The 16,495-nt window shown below is 72.3% G+C and carries 15 protein-coding genes; 5 read left to right on the forward strand and 10 right to left on the reverse strand.

The genetic code is table 11. The features are described 5' to 3' along the window. Positions 1-33: 33 nt before the first annotated feature. The 5 genes from LRS74_RS30045 to LRS74_RS30065 all read right to left on the reverse strand — a co-directional run bounded on the left by LRS74_RS30045 (position 34) and on the right by LRS74_RS30065 (position 6,599). Positions 34-1,089 carry a serine/threonine-protein kinase gene (locus LRS74_RS30045; protein ID WP_277743948.1) on the reverse strand — a complete coding sequence of 352 codons (1,056 nt, stop codon included), beginning with the start codon at positions 1,087-1,089 and terminating at the stop codon, positions 34-36. Further along, entirely contained in the window at positions 1,086-1,925 is an 840-nt protein-coding gene (locus LRS74_RS30050) for a hypothetical protein (RefSeq protein WP_277743949.1), read from the reverse strand. Before LRS74_RS30050 ends, LRS74_RS30045 begins: the two co-directional genes overlap by 4 nt. Before the next feature lie 78 nt (positions 1,926-2,003). Next, positions 2,004-4,349: an FHA domain-containing protein gene (locus LRS74_RS30055; RefSeq protein WP_277743950.1), complete on the reverse strand. Its 2,346-nt coding sequence runs from the start codon at positions 4,347-4,349 to the stop codon at positions 2,004-2,006. 107 nt (positions 4,350-4,456) lie between these two features. After that, complete coding sequence (polX, locus tag LRS74_RS30060; RefSeq protein ID WP_277743951.1) at positions 4,457-6,202, reverse strand: DNA polymerase/3'-5' exonuclease PolX; 1,746 nt, start codon at positions 6,200-6,202, stop codon at positions 4,457-4,459. A 67-nt stretch (positions 6,203-6,269) separates the two neighbouring features. Next, positions 6,270-6,599: a hypothetical protein gene (locus tag LRS74_RS30065; protein WP_277743952.1), complete on the reverse strand. Its 330-nt coding sequence runs from the start codon at positions 6,597-6,599 to the stop codon at positions 6,270-6,272. Positions 6,600-6,713: 114 nt separating this feature from the next. On the opposite strand from LRS74_RS30065, the gene LRS74_RS30070 reads away from it, so the two are divergent. After that, entirely contained in the window at positions 6,714-7,079 is a 366-nt protein-coding gene (locus tag LRS74_RS30070; RefSeq protein ID WP_277743953.1) for an arsenate reductase family protein, read from the forward strand. 106 nt (positions 7,080-7,185) lie between these two features. Here LRS74_RS30070 and LRS74_RS30075 read toward each other — a convergent pair whose 3' ends face one another. Beyond that, entirely contained in the window at positions 7,186-8,499 is a 1,314-nt protein-coding gene (locus LRS74_RS30075) for a streptophobe family protein (protein ID WP_277743954.1), read from the reverse strand. Positions 8,500-9,117: 618 nt separating this feature from the next. On the opposite strand from LRS74_RS30075, the gene LRS74_RS30080 reads away from it, so the two are divergent. Together LRS74_RS30080 and LRS74_RS30085 are read left to right on the forward strand one after the other, a co-directional pair. Continuing rightward, on the forward strand, positions 9,118-10,188 hold the full coding sequence (locus LRS74_RS30080; protein ID WP_277743955.1) for a DUF6777 domain-containing protein: 1,071 nt from the start codon (positions 9,118-9,120) through the stop codon (positions 10,186-10,188). 216 nt (positions 10,189-10,404) lie between these two features. After that, positions 10,405-11,346 (forward strand): MBL fold metallo-hydrolase, encoded by a 942-nt coding sequence (locus tag LRS74_RS30085; protein WP_277743956.1) that lies wholly within the window; start codon positions 10,405-10,407, stop codon positions 11,344-11,346. An 85-nt stretch (positions 11,347-11,431) separates the two neighbouring features. Here the strand turns inward: LRS74_RS30085 and LRS74_RS30090 are convergent, their stop codons facing one another. The 4 genes from LRS74_RS30090 to LRS74_RS30105 all read right to left on the reverse strand — a co-directional run bounded on the left by LRS74_RS30090 (position 11,432) and on the right by LRS74_RS30105 (position 14,961). Continuing rightward, the gene (locus LRS74_RS30090) at positions 11,432-12,187 is read right to left on the reverse strand and encodes a hypothetical protein (RefSeq protein WP_277743958.1); all 756 of its coding nucleotides are present in this window, start codon (positions 12,185-12,187) and stop codon (positions 11,432-11,434) included. Between the two features lie 310 nt (positions 12,188-12,497). Then, entirely contained in the window at positions 12,498-13,286 is a 789-nt protein-coding gene (locus LRS74_RS30095) for an amidohydrolase family protein (protein WP_277743959.1), read from the reverse strand. Positions 13,287-13,288: 2 nt separating this feature from the next. Beyond that, positions 13,289-14,263 carry a DMT family transporter gene (locus LRS74_RS30100; protein WP_277743960.1) on the reverse strand — a complete coding sequence of 325 codons (975 nt, stop codon included), beginning with the start codon at positions 14,261-14,263 and terminating at the stop codon, positions 13,289-13,291. Positions 14,264-14,439: 176 nt separating this feature from the next. Then, complete coding sequence (locus LRS74_RS30105; protein ID WP_277743961.1) at positions 14,440-14,961, reverse strand: YbaK/EbsC family protein; 522 nt, start codon at positions 14,959-14,961, stop codon at positions 14,440-14,442. Positions 14,962-15,265: 304 nt separating this feature from the next. On the opposite strand from LRS74_RS30105, the gene LRS74_RS30110 reads away from it, so the two are divergent. Both LRS74_RS30110 and LRS74_RS30115 read left to right on the forward strand, forming a co-directional pair. Then, positions 15,266-15,637, forward strand: coding sequence for a nuclear transport factor 2 family protein (locus LRS74_RS30110; protein ID WP_277743962.1), 372 nt, complete (start codon positions 15,266-15,268; stop codon positions 15,635-15,637). Positions 15,638-15,853: 216 nt separating this feature from the next. Next, positions 15,854-16,333, forward strand: coding sequence for a hypothetical protein (locus LRS74_RS30115; protein WP_277743963.1), 480 nt, complete (start codon positions 15,854-15,856; stop codon positions 16,331-16,333). Positions 16,334-16,495: the final 162 nt, after the last annotated feature.

Genomic DNA, 16,495 nt, shown 5'->3' on the forward strand with positions numbered 1-16,495 from the left:
GGCACGGGAGGATTCCGGAACGATCCGCGGGGGTCAGCCCCGCCCGCGTGCCGGGAAGACCGGCGCCGCCCAGGCCGGGGGATCGGGCGGCGGTCCATGGCCGGTGAGCTCGAGGTCGACCCGGGTGGGGGCGTGCTCCTGGCTGGGCGGGCCCGCGGCCTCGGGCTCGCGCGGGGCGGTGCCGGCGCGGCGCAGGGCGGCCACGAACTCCAGGCAGCTGCGGTACCGGTCGTCGGGGGCCTTGGCCAGCGCCTTGCCGAAGACCTCGTCCACACCGGGCGGCAGGTCGGGGCGGCGCTCGGTCACCGGCGGCGGCGGGTCGTACTGGTGGGCCCAGAGCAGGGCCATGTCGTCCTCGCGCTGGAAGGGCGGGGCGCCGGTGAGCGTCTCGTAGACGACGCACCCCAGGCTGTAGATGTCGCAGCGGCCGTCCACCGGCCGGCCGGAGATCTGCTCGGGGGCCACGTAGTCCAGCGTGCCCACGAACTGGCCGACCGTGGTGAACCCGGTCAGCGACAGCGACTTCTTCGTCAGCCCGAAGTCGGTCAGATAGACGTGCTCCGGATGGTCGGAGTCGGTGCCCTCCGCCACCAGGATGTTGCCCGGTTTGACGTCCCGGTGCACCAGGTCGTGCGCATGGGCGGCGTCCAGGGCCGAGGCCACCTGCACGGCGATGCGGCAGGCCGCGACGACGGACAGCGGGCCGCCGTGGTGCAGCAGGCTCCGCAGGTCCTGCCCCTGCACGTACCGCATGGCGATGTAGAGGATGCCGTCCGCCTCGCCGGCCTCGAAGACCGGGACGATGTGCGGGTGGTCCAGGGCCGCCGCCATCCGCGACTCGTGGACGAAGCGCTGGCGGAAGGTGTCGTTGCGGGCGAGTTGCGGGGAGAGGAGCTTGAGGGCGACGGTGCGGCCCAGCCGCAGGTCCTCGGCGCGGTAGACCACGGCCATGCCGCCGTGGCCGATCTCGCCCAGGACCCGGTACGCGGCGATCTGGCGGCCGATCAGGTCCGACTGACTGCCGAACGCCACCTCCGTCCGCCGCTCCGGCTCCCGGTCCTCGCCCGCCCCCCGCCGCTCCGCCGTCATCCGCCGCCGCTCCGATCGGCCTCGCTACGCCCGCCCCGGTTCGTACCGGCCGGCACCTGCTCCCCGGAGCCGGCCGAGGATCCCGGGGGTCCCGAGGATCCCGGGGCTCCCGGGCCGGCCGAGGCATTCGAGGGTCCCGGGGATCCCGGGCCGGCCGGGGCGCCCGAGGCACCCGGGGATCCTGGGCCGGCAGGAGCGCCCGAGGCACCCGGGGCTCCCGGGCCGCTCAAGCTGCTCATGGTGGGCGGGGAGCTGCTCGTGGTGGGCGGAGAGCCGCTCGTGGTGGGCGGAGCCCCGGTGGCGCGGCCCGCCCCCGAGACTGGCTGCTCCGACGCCGCGAACGGCATCAGGGCCGCCCCGTCGCCGTAGGTCCAGGCGTCGTGCTCCGCGTCGTACAGCCAGACCTCCGGGCCGTCCACGATGACGCCGAGCCGCAGCCCCTCGGTGTCGCCGCGGAACGCCTCGCCGTCCGTCCGCCCGGCCGCCACCTCCTCCACCGCCCGCCGGTAGCGGGACAGGGTCTCCTCCACCCGGGCCAGCAGCGGCCGGGGGTCGTCGGTGTGCCGGGGCGGGTGGCTCGCGGTCGGCGGGTCGTGCGGGACGGGCAGCAGCAGTCGGCCGTCGACCCAGGCGGCCCAGCCGTTGGAGCAGACCACCTGGGCCCAGTCGCCGCGGCGCTCCGCCAGCCGCACCGGGAGCAACGGGTCCAGCGGGTCCAGCGCCTGCACGCCGTCCGGCGCCGCCCATGTCGGCAGCCCGTAGCGGGGCACGATGTGGGTCGGCTCGAACAGCGGCTCCTCGGCGGGGGCGCCGGAAGAGGCGAATGCGGCGTTCATAGCGGCTCCGGCGGGTTCATCACGGCCTGGTGGGCTCCCTCCAACAATCCCTCCTCGCGGATCCCTGCTCGCGCATCCCTACTTGCGCATGATGACCGGTTCATGACGTCGCAGCAGCCGGGACACCAGCAGGCCGAAGACCAGCGAGAGCACCACCAGCATGCCCATGTTCAGCAGCCAGGTGCTCGCCGAGTGATCGAACAGCGGATCCTCCGTGGACGGGCCTGGCACGATGCGTGCCAGGTCCACCGTCCCGGCCATGGCGGCGAAGGCCCAGCGCGCCGGCACCAGCCAGCCGATCTGCTCCATTCCCGGCACGCCGTTCAGCTTGAGCAGGGCCCCGCAGAAGACGAACTGGACGATGGTCAGCAGCACCAGCAGCGGCATGGTGACCTCCTCCTTGCGCACCAGCGCGGAGATCACCAGGCCCAGCATCATCGCGGTGAACGACAGCAGCGCCATGGCCAGGGAGATCTCCATCAACGGTGGCAGGAACACCCCTCGGCCGTCCGGCGCGTTGAGCTCCACCCCACTCAGCCCGACCAGGGTGAGCACCACCGCCTGGACCACCGTGATCGAACCCAGCACCACCACCTTGGACATCAGATACGCCGAGCGGGACAGGCCCACGGCCCGTTCTCGCTGGTAGATCACCCGTTCCTTGACCAGTTCGCGCACCGCGTTCGCCGCCCCGGTGAGCACCCCGCCGACGCACAGGGTCAGCAGCGCGTCCATCGCCGTGTCCACGGTGAACGCGGACCCGGCCAGGGCACGGGTCATCGCGCCCATGATGAAGGGCAGGGCGATCATGATGGCCAGGAAGGTGCGGTCCGCGGAGATCGCCGCGAGGTAGCGGCGGGACAGGGTGACCAGCTGCGATCCCCAGCTCTGCGGATGGGGCGGCCGCGTCGGCGGGGCGGCCTCGCGCTCCGGCGCCGGCAGTTGCGGCTGTCGGCTCGCCGTCGCGACGTACTGCCGGTGCAGCGGGGAGGCCCGGAACCCGCCCGCCCAGTCGTGCCGGGCATCGCTGTCGAACGCCTCGAAGACCTCCGGCCACTCGCCCATCCCGAAGAACGGAAGGGTCTCCTGCGGTGGCCCGAAGTAGGCGATCCGCCCACCGGGCGCCAGGACCAGCAGCCGGTCGCACACATCCAGGCTCAGCACGCTGTGCGTGACCACGATGACGGTCCGTCCGTCGTCCGCCAGACCGCGCAGCATGTGCATCACCGAGCGGTCCAGGCCCGGGTCCAGGCCCGAGGTCGGCTCGTCCAGGAAGAGCAGCGAGGGCTTGGTGAGCAGCTCCAGAGCCACGCTCACCCGCTTGCGCTGGCCGCCGGAGAGGCTGTGGATGGGCTGGTCGACCCGCTGCTCCAGTCCCAGCTCGCCGATGACCTCGTCCACCCGGGCCGCCCGCTCCGCCGCCCCGGTGTCGCCGGGGAAACGCAGCCGCGCGGCGTAGCCGAGGGCGCGGCGCACGGTGAGCTGGGTGTGCAGGATGTCGTCCTGCGGCACGAGGCCGATGCGCTGGCGCAGCTCGGCGTAGTCCCGGTACAGGTCCCGGCCGTCGTACAACACCGTGCCCCGCTCCGCCGGCCGCAGCCCGGTGAGCGCGTTGAGCAGGGTGGACTTGCCGGAGCCGCTGGGGCCGACCACCGCGAGCAGCGACTTCTGGCCGACCGGGAAGGAGACCTGGTCCAGCAGCACCTTGCGCCCCCGGTCGACGGACACCGACAGGTCCTGCACGTCGAGCGAGACCTCCCCGGTGTCCCGGAACTCCTGGAGCTCGTTACCGACCAGGCAGAACGCCGAACGGCCGATGCCCACGATGTCGCCGGGGGCGACCGCCACCGAGCCGAAGACCCGCAGCCCGTTGAGGTAGGTGCCGTTGTGGCTGCCCACGTCGGCGATCTCGAAGCCGCCACCGGGGCGGGAGCGCAGCTCGGCATGGCGACGGGAGACCACCAGATCGTCGATGACCAGGTCGTTGTCGGGGTCCCGGCCGATCCGCAGCACCCGCGAGGGCAGCGCCCGCACGGTCGCCGGCTGTCGGAAGGTCCCGGTGGCCGCCGGCTCCGAGACATAGCTCGGCCGGTCCACCGGACGGGGCATCTCGCTGAGCACCGCCAGCGGGCCGTCGGTGGGGTTTCCGAACCGGATCATGCTGCCGGGCCCGACGTCCAGCCGCACCACGCGGTGGCCCTCGGTGTAGCTGCCATTGGTGCTGCCGGTGTCCTCCAGGGTCCAGTGGTCACCGACGGGCTTCAGAACCGCGTGGTGCCAGGAGACCCGTGTGTCCCGCAGCACGATGTCGCTCGTGGGATCGCGCCCTACCTGGTAGGACCGGCTCGGACTCATCACCTGTGAACCGCCATCGGCCTCGATGACCAGCACAGGCGCGGAGGGTGCGAACGACCGCTCTCCCATGTCTGACATCGTACGGCCGGGTCGGCCGGCCCGCCTTCTCGCGCGCGGCGCCGGACCGTCATCCGGCTCCCGCCAGGCCGTCCCTTGGGGCCCCGCCCCCTCCCCGCCTACCCCTCTTCGGCGCGGCGCCGACCCTCCCGGACGAAGCGGCGCAGCCGCTGCAGCGGCCAGGTGTTGATGACGTCGTCCTTGGTGAGCCAGCCGCGCTGGGCGGTGCCCACCGCGTAGCGCATGTACGGCAGATGGGTGACGGAGTGGGCGTCGGAGTCGAGCGCGAACTTCACTCCGTACCGCTTGGCGCGCAGGATGTCCTCGTCGCTCAGGTCGAGCCGCTCGGGGCTGCCGTTGACCTCCAGCGCGGTGCCGGTCCTGGCGCACGCCTCGAAGACCGCGTCGAAGTCGGCGTCGATGCCGGGCCGCTTCCCGATCCGCCGGGTGCTGGGGTGCCCGATGACGGAGACGTACGGGTTCTCGGCGGCGCGCACCAGGCGGCGGGTCAGGGCCTCGCGGCTCTGGGTGAAGTGCGAGTGCACGGAGGCCACACACAGGTCGAAGCCGGCGAGGAAGTCGCCCGGCCAGTCCACCTCGCCGTCGGGGCCGATGTTGAGCTCGGTGCCGTGCAGCACGTGCATCCTGCGGTGCTTACCGTCCAGCTGCCGTACCAGCTCCCGCTGTTCCAGCATCTTCTCGTCGGTCATCCGTTGCATGGCGAGGTCGGGGGCGTGGTCGGTGACGACGTAGTAGGAGTAGCCGCGGGCGGCCGCGGCGGCGACCATCTCCTCCAGCGGGGCGAGCCCGTCGGTGAGGTCGGTGTGGGTGTGCAGATCGCCGCGGATGTCCTCCTCGGCGACCAGCTCGGGCAGCTCGTCCCGCAGCCCGGCGGCGATCTCGCCGCGGTCCTCGCGCAGCGTCGGCGGGATCCAGGGCAGGCCGAGCCGGGCGTAGACCTCCTCCTCGGTCTCGGAGGCGACCTTGCGGCCGCTCTTGGTGCGGAAGAGGCCGTACTCCGAGAGCTTGAGCCCGTGCCGGACCGCGATCTCGCGGGTGCGGATGTTGTGCGCCTTGGAGCCGGTGAAGTACTGCAGGCCCGCCCCCCAGGAGTCGGGCGGCAGCACCCGCAGATCGACCTGGAGGCCCTTGGTGGTGCGGATGGAGGTCTTCTTCTCGCCGTGCGCGATGACCTCCGCGACGTGCGGCATGGCCCTGAACGCGGCCATGAACGGGGCCGAGCGGGTGGCCGCGACCAGGATGTCGATGTCGCCGATGGTCTCCTTCATCCGGCGCAGCGAGCCGGCGTAGGCGCAGCCCTCGCACCCGGTGACCGCCGAGAGCTCGGCGATGATCTGTTCCGCGGAGTCCATGGCGGCCGACAGCAGGATCCGGCCGCCGGCCCCGGCCTTCTGCATCAGCGCGATGCCGTGCAGGATGTTGGCCTCGGTCTTCTCGCCGAAGCCCTTCAGATCGCGCAACCGCTCCTGGTGGATGGCCTCCAGCAGCTCGTCCACCGTGGAGACGCCCAGCTCCTGGTAGAGGGTCAGGGCCTTCTTGGGGCCGAGCGTGGGGATGGTGATGAGCTCCCGTACGCCGGCGGGGATGGCGGTCCTGGTCTCCTCGATCGTGGACACCTGGCCGGTGCGCAGATACTCCACGACCTTGTCGGCGATCGACTTCCCCACGTTGGGGATCTCCAGCAGCTCCTTGGGGCCGAGCGTGCCGACGTCCGCGTGGTAGCCGGCGATGGCGCGGGCGGCCTTCTCGTAGGCGCGTGCCTTGAAGGCGTCGCCACCGGTGATCGCGATGAGGTCGGCGTACTCCTGGAGCAGCGCCCCGACCTCGTCATTGCGCCGGGTCATGCCCCCAGGGTGCCCCCTGGTCCCCGAACGGCGCACGTCCGGGGACCAGGGGCGAGCCGGGCCGGGCTCAGCGGCTGTCGCAGTGGATGAGCGCGCGCACCATGCGACAGGTGACGGCGGAGGGCGGGTGCACTCCGATCCGGGCGGCGGTGGTCCGTATGACGTGGTCGGGTGCCTGCTCGGGGCCGTACGCCCCCGAGTTGAGCAGGGCGATGGCCAGGCGCATGGCCTTCAGCCGGCGGTTGTACGACTCGTACCACTCGCGCGGGCGGCCGGCGGGCATCCGCTGCTTCGGCAGGGTGGTCAGGGTGGGCAGAGCGGGCGGAGCGGCCGTGTCCGGCAGCTCCGGCTGGTGGCTGAGGTCCGGGAGAGGTGTGGCGGCGACGGCCATCGGCATCCTCCTGAGAGGTCGGGAACCCTCTGTCCTAACTGCTTCCATTTTACTGCCCACCACTGACAAAAGCCCCAGGCCAGAAGGGGTTTGAGGGGGGATGCGCGATACCCTGGCGGCATGGAGATCTGGATCAACCCGGCCTGTTCGAAGTGCCGTGGCGCGCTCACCCTGCTCGACGCGGAGGGGGCCGACTACACCGTCCGGCGCTATCTGGAAGACGTCCCCGGCGAGGACGAGATCCGCGCGGTGCTCGACCGGCTCGGGCTCGAACCCTGGGACATCACCCGAACGCAGGAGGCGGCCGCCAAGGAGCTCGGGCTCAAGGACTGGCCGCGCGAGGAGAGCGCGCGCGACCGGTGGATCGCCGCCCTCGCCGCCCACCCCAAGCTCATCCAGCGCCCGATCATCACCGCCGACGACGGCTCGGCCCTGGTGGCCAGGACGGAGGAGGCCGTACGGGAGGCGCTGTCCCGCTCACGGTGACGCGGGGCGGCCGGGGCGGCTGTGCCCGCCGCGGCCCGGTGGCCCTGGGGGGCACGGTGTTCCGCGCGGTGACGGTGTCCTGTGTCGGTCACGGCGTTCTACGCGGTCACGGCGTCCTGCCCGGTCGGTCGGCGGGCACCTCCGTCCCGTGCCAGCGTCCGACCGGAGCCAGCAGCCCGCCGAGGAGGCCGGCGAGGGCGCCCCACAGGGCGCCGAGGCCGAGGAGGAGCAGGCTGGCGGGACGGAGGGTGACCTCACCGCCGAGGTCGGCGAGGTCGCCCAGCCCGAGGAGGTTGAGGCCGAAGTCGGCGGAGACGCGCGTGAGCAGGCCCACCGCGAGCAGGGTGACGGCCAGCGCGACGCCCAGCCGCAGGGCGAGCCGCCAGGGCGCGGTGCCGGCGGGGGAGCGCAGGGCGAGCAGAACGCCGGTCGCCAGGACGGCGAGTGCGGCGAAGACGGCCAGCAGCCAGGCGCGGCCGTCCCGTTCGGCGAGCGAGGCCAGGTTCACCGTGGCCTCACCGCCGTCCGTCTCCCGCAACACGTCCGCCAGCGGTTTGGGCATCGGCAGCCCGACGGGGGCGGGCACCCGCCCCACCCAGGCGCCGCCGAGCCCGAGGCCCAGCGCCATCCAGGCCAGATTGGGCAGCCCGAGCAGCAGCACGGCGAAGGTCTCCACAGGCTTGCCCCGAACGATGGCCACGATCACGCCGGCGACCAGCCCCGCGGCCACATACGCCAACAGCAGCGCCACCACCGCGAAGACGGCGGGGCGGACGGTGTCCTGGAAGGGCAGCAGCCGCGAGGGCAGCGGCGCCGTGCGGGAGACGGCCAGGGCGAGGGCTAGCACGACCAGCAGCCACAGCAGGCCCAGGACCAGCGTCGGGGCGACGGCGGCGCGGAAGCCCACCGTGGGTGTCACCCCCAGCGCCTCGCCGATCTCTTCGGCGAGCTCGTCGCCCAGCCCGATCCGGAACGAGTGCCGCGCGAGCCGCACGACCAGCAGCAGCCCGAGCAGCCACAGCAGGGCGGTACGGCCGGCCCGGCCGAGGATCTCCCCACCACCGGCCACGGCGCGGTGCCGCAACGGCAGCAGGAACAGCGCCCCCAGTGTCAGGGCGCCGACCAGGGACACCGACAGCGGGATCACGTCCAGGTCGGCGTCGGTACCGCCGACGAACCCGACCTCGCCGGTCAGCTCGATCTCGCCGCCGACCGCCGAGACCACGGCGGCGGCCACCACGCGGGGGAAGGCGCCGCCCGGCAGATCGCCCGCCCCGGCCGCCCACAGGCCCAGGGCGGCGGTGGCGAACATGGCGGCCAGCGCCGCCACCACCGCCGCCAGGGCGTCCCACCAGGCACGGAGGGCGTGCTGCGCGCTGTGGCGCACGCCGTCCGGCGCGGACCGCGGCGTCTGACTCACGTCTCTCACCGTACGGAGGGTGTGCCCGGCTCGCCGGTTGGCGGTGGCGTATGGAGGGTGGGCCCGCGTGTCGAACGGCGGTGGCGTACGGCGGCGGGGGTGCGTGGCGTGTCGGATGGCGGCGGTGGCGTACGGCGGGTGCGCGTGGGCCGTCGGATGGCGGGCGCCGTACGGGAGCGTCCCCCGGCCCGCCGCCAGCGGTGGCCCACCCGACCGGCGGCCTAACCGACCGTCGGTCGACCTGACCGGCGGTCGACCCGACCAGCAGCCGGTCGGCGCGCCCCGGTCGGCGCAGCCGCGCTTGCGGCACCGCCGACGGTCGAACAGACAATGGTCTGAATGGTCCCGTATATCCCCTCGGGTTCATGCGGAGTTGTCCAACTGGTCTTGCCCGGTTGGCGCCAGACGCTCCGGATGACCCCGGAGGAATCCGCTACCTACCTGGGAGTAGGGCCCGTGACGTCCCAACCGCCGTCGAAAGAGCGTCCCAGCGGTCCCCCCTCGGGCCCGCCCTCCGGCCCCCTCTCCGGGCAGGGCTCGGGGCAGCGGCCGGGATCCGGCGCCCCGCCCGGCGGCCCCGCCCCGGCCGAGCCGACGGCGCCGTACGAATCGCCGAGCGTGCCCCCGTCCGGTCCGCCCTCCGACGGCGGCGGTGGGGGCGGTGGAGGCGGCGGCGGGGGCGGTGAGCCCGGCGGCCGTGGCGAGGGGCCCTGGTGGAAGTCGGCCCCGCGGATCGCGCTGATCGTCGGCGCCGCGGTGGTGGCGATCGCGCTCGCCCTCTACTTCGGCCTCCAGGGCGGGGACGAGTACGGCGACAAGGAGAAGGACAAGGAGCAGGCGGGTGGGGAGATCTTCCTCCAGGCGGCCGGCGACGGCGGCCCCGACCCGTTCACCGGCTCCACCGCCAAGGACTCCGAGCCCACCGGCTCCCCCTCGCCCGCCCCCAAGACCACCACCGGCCCGGCCGGCGCCACCCGTGCCGCCAACGGCACCGAGCCCGGCCTGTACGGCGGCACCCGCAACGTCGCGAGCTGCGATGTCGAACAGCAGGTCGCCTTCCTGAAGGGCGATCAGGCCAAGGCCGACGCCTTCGCCGGCGTTCTCGGCATCAAGGCGCAGGAGATCCCCGACTACCTGCGCGGACTCACCCCCGTCCAACTGCGTCTGGACACCCGCGTCACCAACCACGGCTTCCGCGACGGCGCGGCCACCGAGTTCCAGGCCGTGCTCCAGTCCGGGACCGCGGTCCTGGTGAACTCCAAGGGCGAGCCCAAGGTCCGTTGCGCCTGCGGCAACCCGCTGACCCCGCCGGTGGCCCAGGAGAACCCCAAGCCCCAGGGCAAGCCCTGGCCCTCCTACCAGCGGTCGAACACGACGACGGTCACGCCGGGCGACAAGCCGGTCGACGCCTTCACCCTCTACGACCAGGAGAAGCGCGAGTGGTTCAAGCGCCCCACCGGTCAGAAGGGCAACACCGGCCAGGCCGACCAGCTGGTGCCGCGCCCGGCCACCAGCCCCGCGCCGAGCCCGACCCCGCCCCCGGAGAAGCCGGAGCCGCCGGAGCCCGCCGAGTCCCCCGCGCCCGTCGAGCCGCCCCCGCCCGCCTCTCCGGAGGCGCCCGAGAGCCCGGAGGCCCCCGAGCCGCCGCCGCCCCCCGAGCCGCCGGCGACTCCCGGACCCGGCTACTGAGCGGGACGTCCGAGTGACACCGTCTCCCGGTGGATGTGGCGCCGGTCCTACTTCGGACCGGCGCCACGCCGCTGACGGGACGTCAATCCACTGTCGTCACAGCGCTCATGGCCCCCGGCGCTGGTCCGCCCGTCGTCCTGGTTGACTAGTCTGGCGCTCGCCCACCATCACGGATCCACTCGCTCCGTGTCCGCGGACCCCGAGGAGACGACGCCGATGAGCAGCAGCCCACACGACATCTCCCTGCCAGGCCCGCCCCGGGTGGAGGAGGTGAGCGCGGACGTCTACGCCTACGTCCAGCCGGACGGCACCTGGTGGATCAACAACACCGGCTTCCTCGTCGGCCGTCGCGGCGTGATCAGCGTCGACGCCTGCTCGACCGAACGCCGCACCCGCGCCTACCTGGACGCCATCAAGACGGTGACCCCACAGCCGGTCCGCACCCTGGTCAACACCCACCACCACGGCGACCACACCTTCGGCAACCACCTCTTCCACGGCGCCACCGTCGTGGGCCACGAGGGCGTGCGGGAGGGCATCCGCGCCTGGGGCCCGCCCCGCTCCGCCCCGTTCTGGACCGACGTGGAGTGGGGCGACTTCGAGCCGGAGCCGCCGTTCCTCACGTACACCGAGGGCGTCACGCTCTGGGTGGACGACCTGCGCTGCGAGGTGCGTCATGTGGGCACCGCGGCGCACACCACCAACGACTCCATCCTCTGGATCCCGGAGCGCCGCGTCCTGTTCGCCGGCGACCTGCTCTTCAACGGCGGCACCCCGTTCCTCGTGCAGGGCTCCATCGCCGGTGCCGTCGACGTCCTGGAGAACGTCCTCGCCCCGCTCGGCGCCGAGACCATCGTGGCCGGCCACGGCCCGGTCGCCGGCCCCGAGTTGATCGACGACGTCCTCGGCTACCTCCGCTTCGTCCAGGACACCGCCCGCCGGGGCCGCGAGGCCGGCCTGTCCCCGCTCGACACCGCCCGCGAGACCGACCTCGGCCGCTACGCCGACCTCGCCGACAAGGAGCGCATCGTCGGCAACCTGCACCGCGCCTACGCCGAACTCGGCGGCGCGGCCCCCGGCGCCACCATCGACGCCGTCGCCGCGCTCGCCGACATGGTCGCCTACAACGGCGGCCGGCCGCTGTCCTGCCACGCCTGACCCGCTCCGCCCCGCTGGGCGGTCATTCACGCACCGGAGGCGCCGCGGGGTGCGCGGTGCCTCCGGCCTACGCGATCGGGGTCGGTCAGGCGCGCACGAGGTACCACGCACCCTGGCCGTTGCAGCCGCTACTGTTGTGGTTGGTGCTGCGGTAGCCGGGCGGGACGGGTGAGCCCGAGCAGACCCATACGCCGTCGCGGGGCAGTTGGTAGTACCACGCACCCTGGTCGTTGCAGCCGATACGGTTGTGGTCGGTGTAGACGTACCCGGGCGGGAGGGTTGAGCCCGAGCAGGCCCATATGCCGTCACGGGCCCGTTCGTGCAACCACGCGCCCTGGCCGTTGCAGCCGTTACGGTTGAGGTCGGTGTAGACGTACCCGGGCGCGACGGTTGAGCCCGAGCAGGCCCATATGCCGTCACGGACCCGTTCGTGCAACCACGCGCCCTGGCCGTTGCAGCCGTTACGGTTGAGGTCGGTGTAGACGTACCCGGGCGCGACGGTTGAGCCCGAGCAAGCCCATATGCGGTCACGGACCCGTTCGTGGTACCACGCGCCCTGGCCGTTGCAGCCGATACGGTTGAGGTCGGTGTAGACGTACCCGGGCGCGACGGTTGAGCCCGAGCAGGCCCATATGCCGTCACGGACGGGCTCCTGGTACCAGGAGCCCATGCCGTTGCAGCCGCTACGGTTGTAGTCGGTGGTGACGTACCCGGGCGGAACGGGCGTGTTGGAGCAGACCCACTCGGCTGCCGCGGCCCGCGACCCCCGTTCCGCAGCGGCGGCCGTGCCCGCCGTACCGGCGAGCATCGCGGTGGCGATCAGCGCGATCGCTCCGATCACCGCCGCGATTCTGCCTCTGGCGACCGCCACCCCCGTACGTCTTCTCCCCGCCTCGCGGAAGGCGCCGGACGATTCACGGCTCCGCGCCCGCCCTGGCGCACCACGCCGCCTCGACTGCCGTTCTCCGATGCTCATGCATACCCTCCCTGCAAGGACGGCGGCTCATGCCGCTGTCACGACGGGCAGAACGTAGCAACGGAATCGCACACATGACCGGCAGCGGCTGATTTGCCAGGAATAAAGGCTCAAAGCCACTTCTTGACAGTGTTCGCACGCATGAACCCTTACCAAGCGTGCGCCTTGAGAGGGCCTACGCGGGGAAGCGTGCCGCCGTTCGCAGGTGGTAGAAGTCCACGGCGTTGTCGTGCAGCGCCATCCGGGCCAGGCGCTCGCCGAGCGCCTCGTACACCAGCGCCACATCACCGTCCGCGAAGGGGGCGCGGGCCCGGGTGGAGGGGAGGTCGGTGCCGAACAGCAGCGCCTCGGGGTTGACCTCGCCGACCGCCTTCAGCGCGGCTGCCACATCGAGGTCGCCCCGCCCGAAGCCGGTCGCCTTGACCCGCGCGCCGCGCTCCACCAGGCGCAGCAGCTCGGGCAGCCCCTCCGCCGACAGGCCCAGGTGGTCGATGCTGATCCGCGGCAGGCCGGCGAGCCGGTCCGCCAGCTCGCCCAGCTCGCGGGCGTCCACGTAGACCTCCACGTGCCAGCCCGCCACAGCCGCCACCCGGTGCCCCAACTCCAGCAGCGCGTCGAGGCTCTCCCGCCCCTGCCGGAAGAGGTTGAAGCGCACCGCCCGGACGCCCGCGGTGTTCAGCACGGTGATCTGCTCGTCGCTGACCCAGGGCTCCAGCTGGGTGACGCCGACGAAGCGCGGCCCGAGCGTGCGCAGCGCGTCCAGCAGATAGCTCTGGTCGACGCCCTGGAACGAACCGGAGACCACCGCGCCGCCGGTGACGCGCAGCCCGGCGGTGCGCCGTCGGTAGTCCTCCACGGTGAAGGGTTCGGGGACGAAGCCCTGGTTGCCGACGAGCGGGAACCGGGGGTCGATGATGTGTAGATGTGCGTCGAAGAGCGGTCCGTACGCCTCCGTTGCCGACATGATCAGCCCACCCTTTCACTCTTCGGGGCCCGTTCGGGCGCTGTCGGGGGTGCGGGTTTCGATCGTCCCTCGAAATGCCGGCCGACGGTGGCCGCCAGCACGATGAGCGCGCCGCCCAGCCCCTGGAGCAGGCCGATGCCCTCCCCGGCGGCCGCGACGGCGAAGACGGTGGCGAACAGCGGCTCGGTGGCCAGGATGAGGCCCACCCGGGTGGAGCTGGAGAAGCGCGCCGCCCGCAGCTGAACGAAGAACGCGTAACTCGTGCCCAGGACGCCCAGATAGGCGATGAGCAGCCAGTTCGTCCCGGAGACGGAGCCGATGGCGGACCACACCGGGGAGTCGCTGAAGCCGGAGGTCGCGGTGGCCAGCAGGCACACGACGCAGAACTCGACCAGCGTCAGATTGGCCAGCGACTGCGGGCCGGTGCCGGTGGACTTGCGGCCGAAGAGGGTGATCTGGGTGGCGCGCACGAAGGCCGCCGCGAGGATGATCAGGTCGCCCGGTCGTGGATGCAGCCCGTCCGCGAGGAGCAGCAGCCCGCAGCCGAACAGGGCGGTGACGGTCGCCGCGTAGACCATCCACGGCTGGTCACGGCGGCTGATGACGCGTTCGAAGACGGGGACGAGGATCACCGAAATGGTGATCAGGAAGCCGGAGTTGGCCGCCGAGGTGTGCTTGACGCCGACCGTCTCCAGGATCAGGATCCCGTACAGCAGCGCACCGAAGGCGACGCCCGACAGCAGCTCGGAGCGGGTGATGCGGGGCAGTGTGGCCGCCGCGATCAGCGCGATGGCGGGGATGGCGGTCAGGAACCGTAACGCGAGGAAGCTCGCCGCCGACACCGACTCCCCGACGTCCTGCATGACGACGTAACTGGAACCCCAGATCACGGCCACCAGCAGCACGGAAAGATCGTTGACCAGGACCGCGCGGGCCCCCGCGCGGGATGTCGTGCCGACGGCCTCGGGTGCCGGCATGAGACTGCTCCTGCCTTCGAGGAAGCCTCGATCAAAAGGGGCGTATCGCCCACGGTGTCCAGGATGTTGACACTAGTGACCAGCATAACGAACACCGTGGGCAGCCCTGAGCCGTCGCCGGAAAGGTGTCCGGAACGCGGCGGAGGCGATACGCCCCGGGAGCGGAGCAGCCGTGGTCAGGCCACGGGAGCCGCGATCGACTCCACCCGAGGAGACGCAATCGCGACGTAGTCCTTGGTGCGGAGCGCCATCGACCGGTCCAGCCGCGCCGCGTTGAAGAAGAGCTCCTCCTTCTCCAGCAGCGACGGGTCGACGATCAGCTCCAGATCCGGGTGGAACGAGAACGGCAGGATGGTGCCGGCCACGCTCCCGGCCAGCCGCTCGGCGATGTCCGCCGAGGCGAAGGCCGTGTACGTCCCGCCCAGCAGGGCCTTGATGCTGCCCAGGTCCACCCGTACGTCACCGGGGACCACCGCCAGCACGTACTTGGTGACCTTCTTGCCGAGCTTCACCATCACCACGATGCACTTCGCGGCCTCGGAGACGTCGTTCCCGCGCATGGGGCTGACGATCTCCGTCCGCCCCTCCGGCGGGTGGTCGATCAACCGGTACTGCGCACCGTGGTGGTCGAGCAGCTTGATGAGCTTGTCGTACGTCTCGTACGTCTCTTGGTTCTCGGGCGTGTCGACGGCTTCCATGAGCACCTCTCAGGCGCCGGGCTGGCGCGGGGAAGGAGGAACGAGGCGGGCCCGCGCTCACGCCGACCGGACCGTACGGCCCCGCAGCAGACTCGGCACCCGGCTCTCAGGGGGGACCGACAGTACCCGATGTACAGGCCGAGTCATCGTCCGTCACCACATTCGGCCGGCGCCTGGAAGCCGCCGATCTCCTGCTCGACCTTCAGCAGGGCGCCCGTGAGGAGCTCCAGGGTGACGATGTCGGGCGGTGTGGCTGGGCGCGAGGACGAACACGTGCCGCGAAATGGACTGGTACTACTGGTGCATGCATGAAGAGACCGCACAGGCCGCGATCGACATGTTCATCTCCGCGTTCAACGCCTCGGACGACAGCTATGTGGCTGGGCTGCTCTCCCAGGCCCTGACCTCGGACGTCATCTTCTGGGGACCGTTGGGCCGCAGTGAGGGGATCGAGGCGGTCGAACGGTTCGTGCTGGACATCCGTCGCCACCCGGCGGGGACCGGCACGATGGTGCGCTGCTCGGCGGTGGACATGCCCGACGAGTGGGCCCGGTACCGGTGGGTCTTCACCACGCCCGATGGAGGCCCCCGCCTGGCGGGAACGGACGTCGTCCATCTGCGGCGGAGCCTCATCGACCAGGTCATCATCTTCGCGGGCGAGATCAAAGTGAGCTGATAGGGCCAGCCCAGCTCTGCGAACGCTGTCCCATGCGCGATCCCCGAAGGGAGGGGACGGCGGGCCCGGGGCGGCCGGTCGGCAGGCACAGGCGGCCGCCAGGATTTCTGAAAGGTCCACGAAGCCCCGCCCGCGCGCCGGGAGGGCGGCGCGCGGGCTGGGCAGCAGGGCTAGGCTTCGGCCCGACGGCCGGTCGTGTCGCGCGGGAGGTCGCCGGTGACGGAGGACAACAGGACGCATCCCCCGTTCTCCAGCGGCGAAGACCGGCCGGTGTGCGACATCTGCCCGTCGCTACGCCTGCCCGGCGGCGCTTTCGACGTGCACGAGCGGCCGTCCCGTGACTGCCCTTTCGACCAGGCCACCGGCCACCGCTTTACCGAGGCCGGGGTGCCGGTGTGTGTCCATCCCGAGCGAGTGGGGCTCCCGGCCGCCCCGTACGCCACCGACGGGCTCCCGCTGCCGTGGGAGGTGCCCCCGCCAGCCGACGCGGCTGGGGTCGCGGGGTGGGTGCGGGCCGCGTTGACGGCAGCACCGCCGGATGCTTGCGACGAGGTGATCGCGCGCGCGATGGACATCCTGCGCGCCTCCGACCCGGCCCTGGATGTCACGGCGGTGCTGCGGACGGCGCTCGACAAGGAGGCGAGTGCCTCGAACGTGATGGCGTCATCTGTCGGATGGTGGCCGCGCCCCGGCTGAGGGATCTCGGTCAACCGCAGGCGGGGCGCGGGGGTTCAGGGCGAGCGCGTGACGCTCGGTGGGGCCTGCCCCGGCCGGACCGTCCTCACCGATAAGGAGCGGCCGGGGCAGGGGCTTGGGGTGGGCCGCCGGCGGAAGGACCATCCCTGTTCCCCGCCGGCG

It is taken from the genome of Streptomyces sp. LX-29, assembly GCF_029541745.1.
GTDB lineage: Bacteria > Actinomycetota > Actinomycetes > Streptomycetales > Streptomycetaceae > Streptomyces.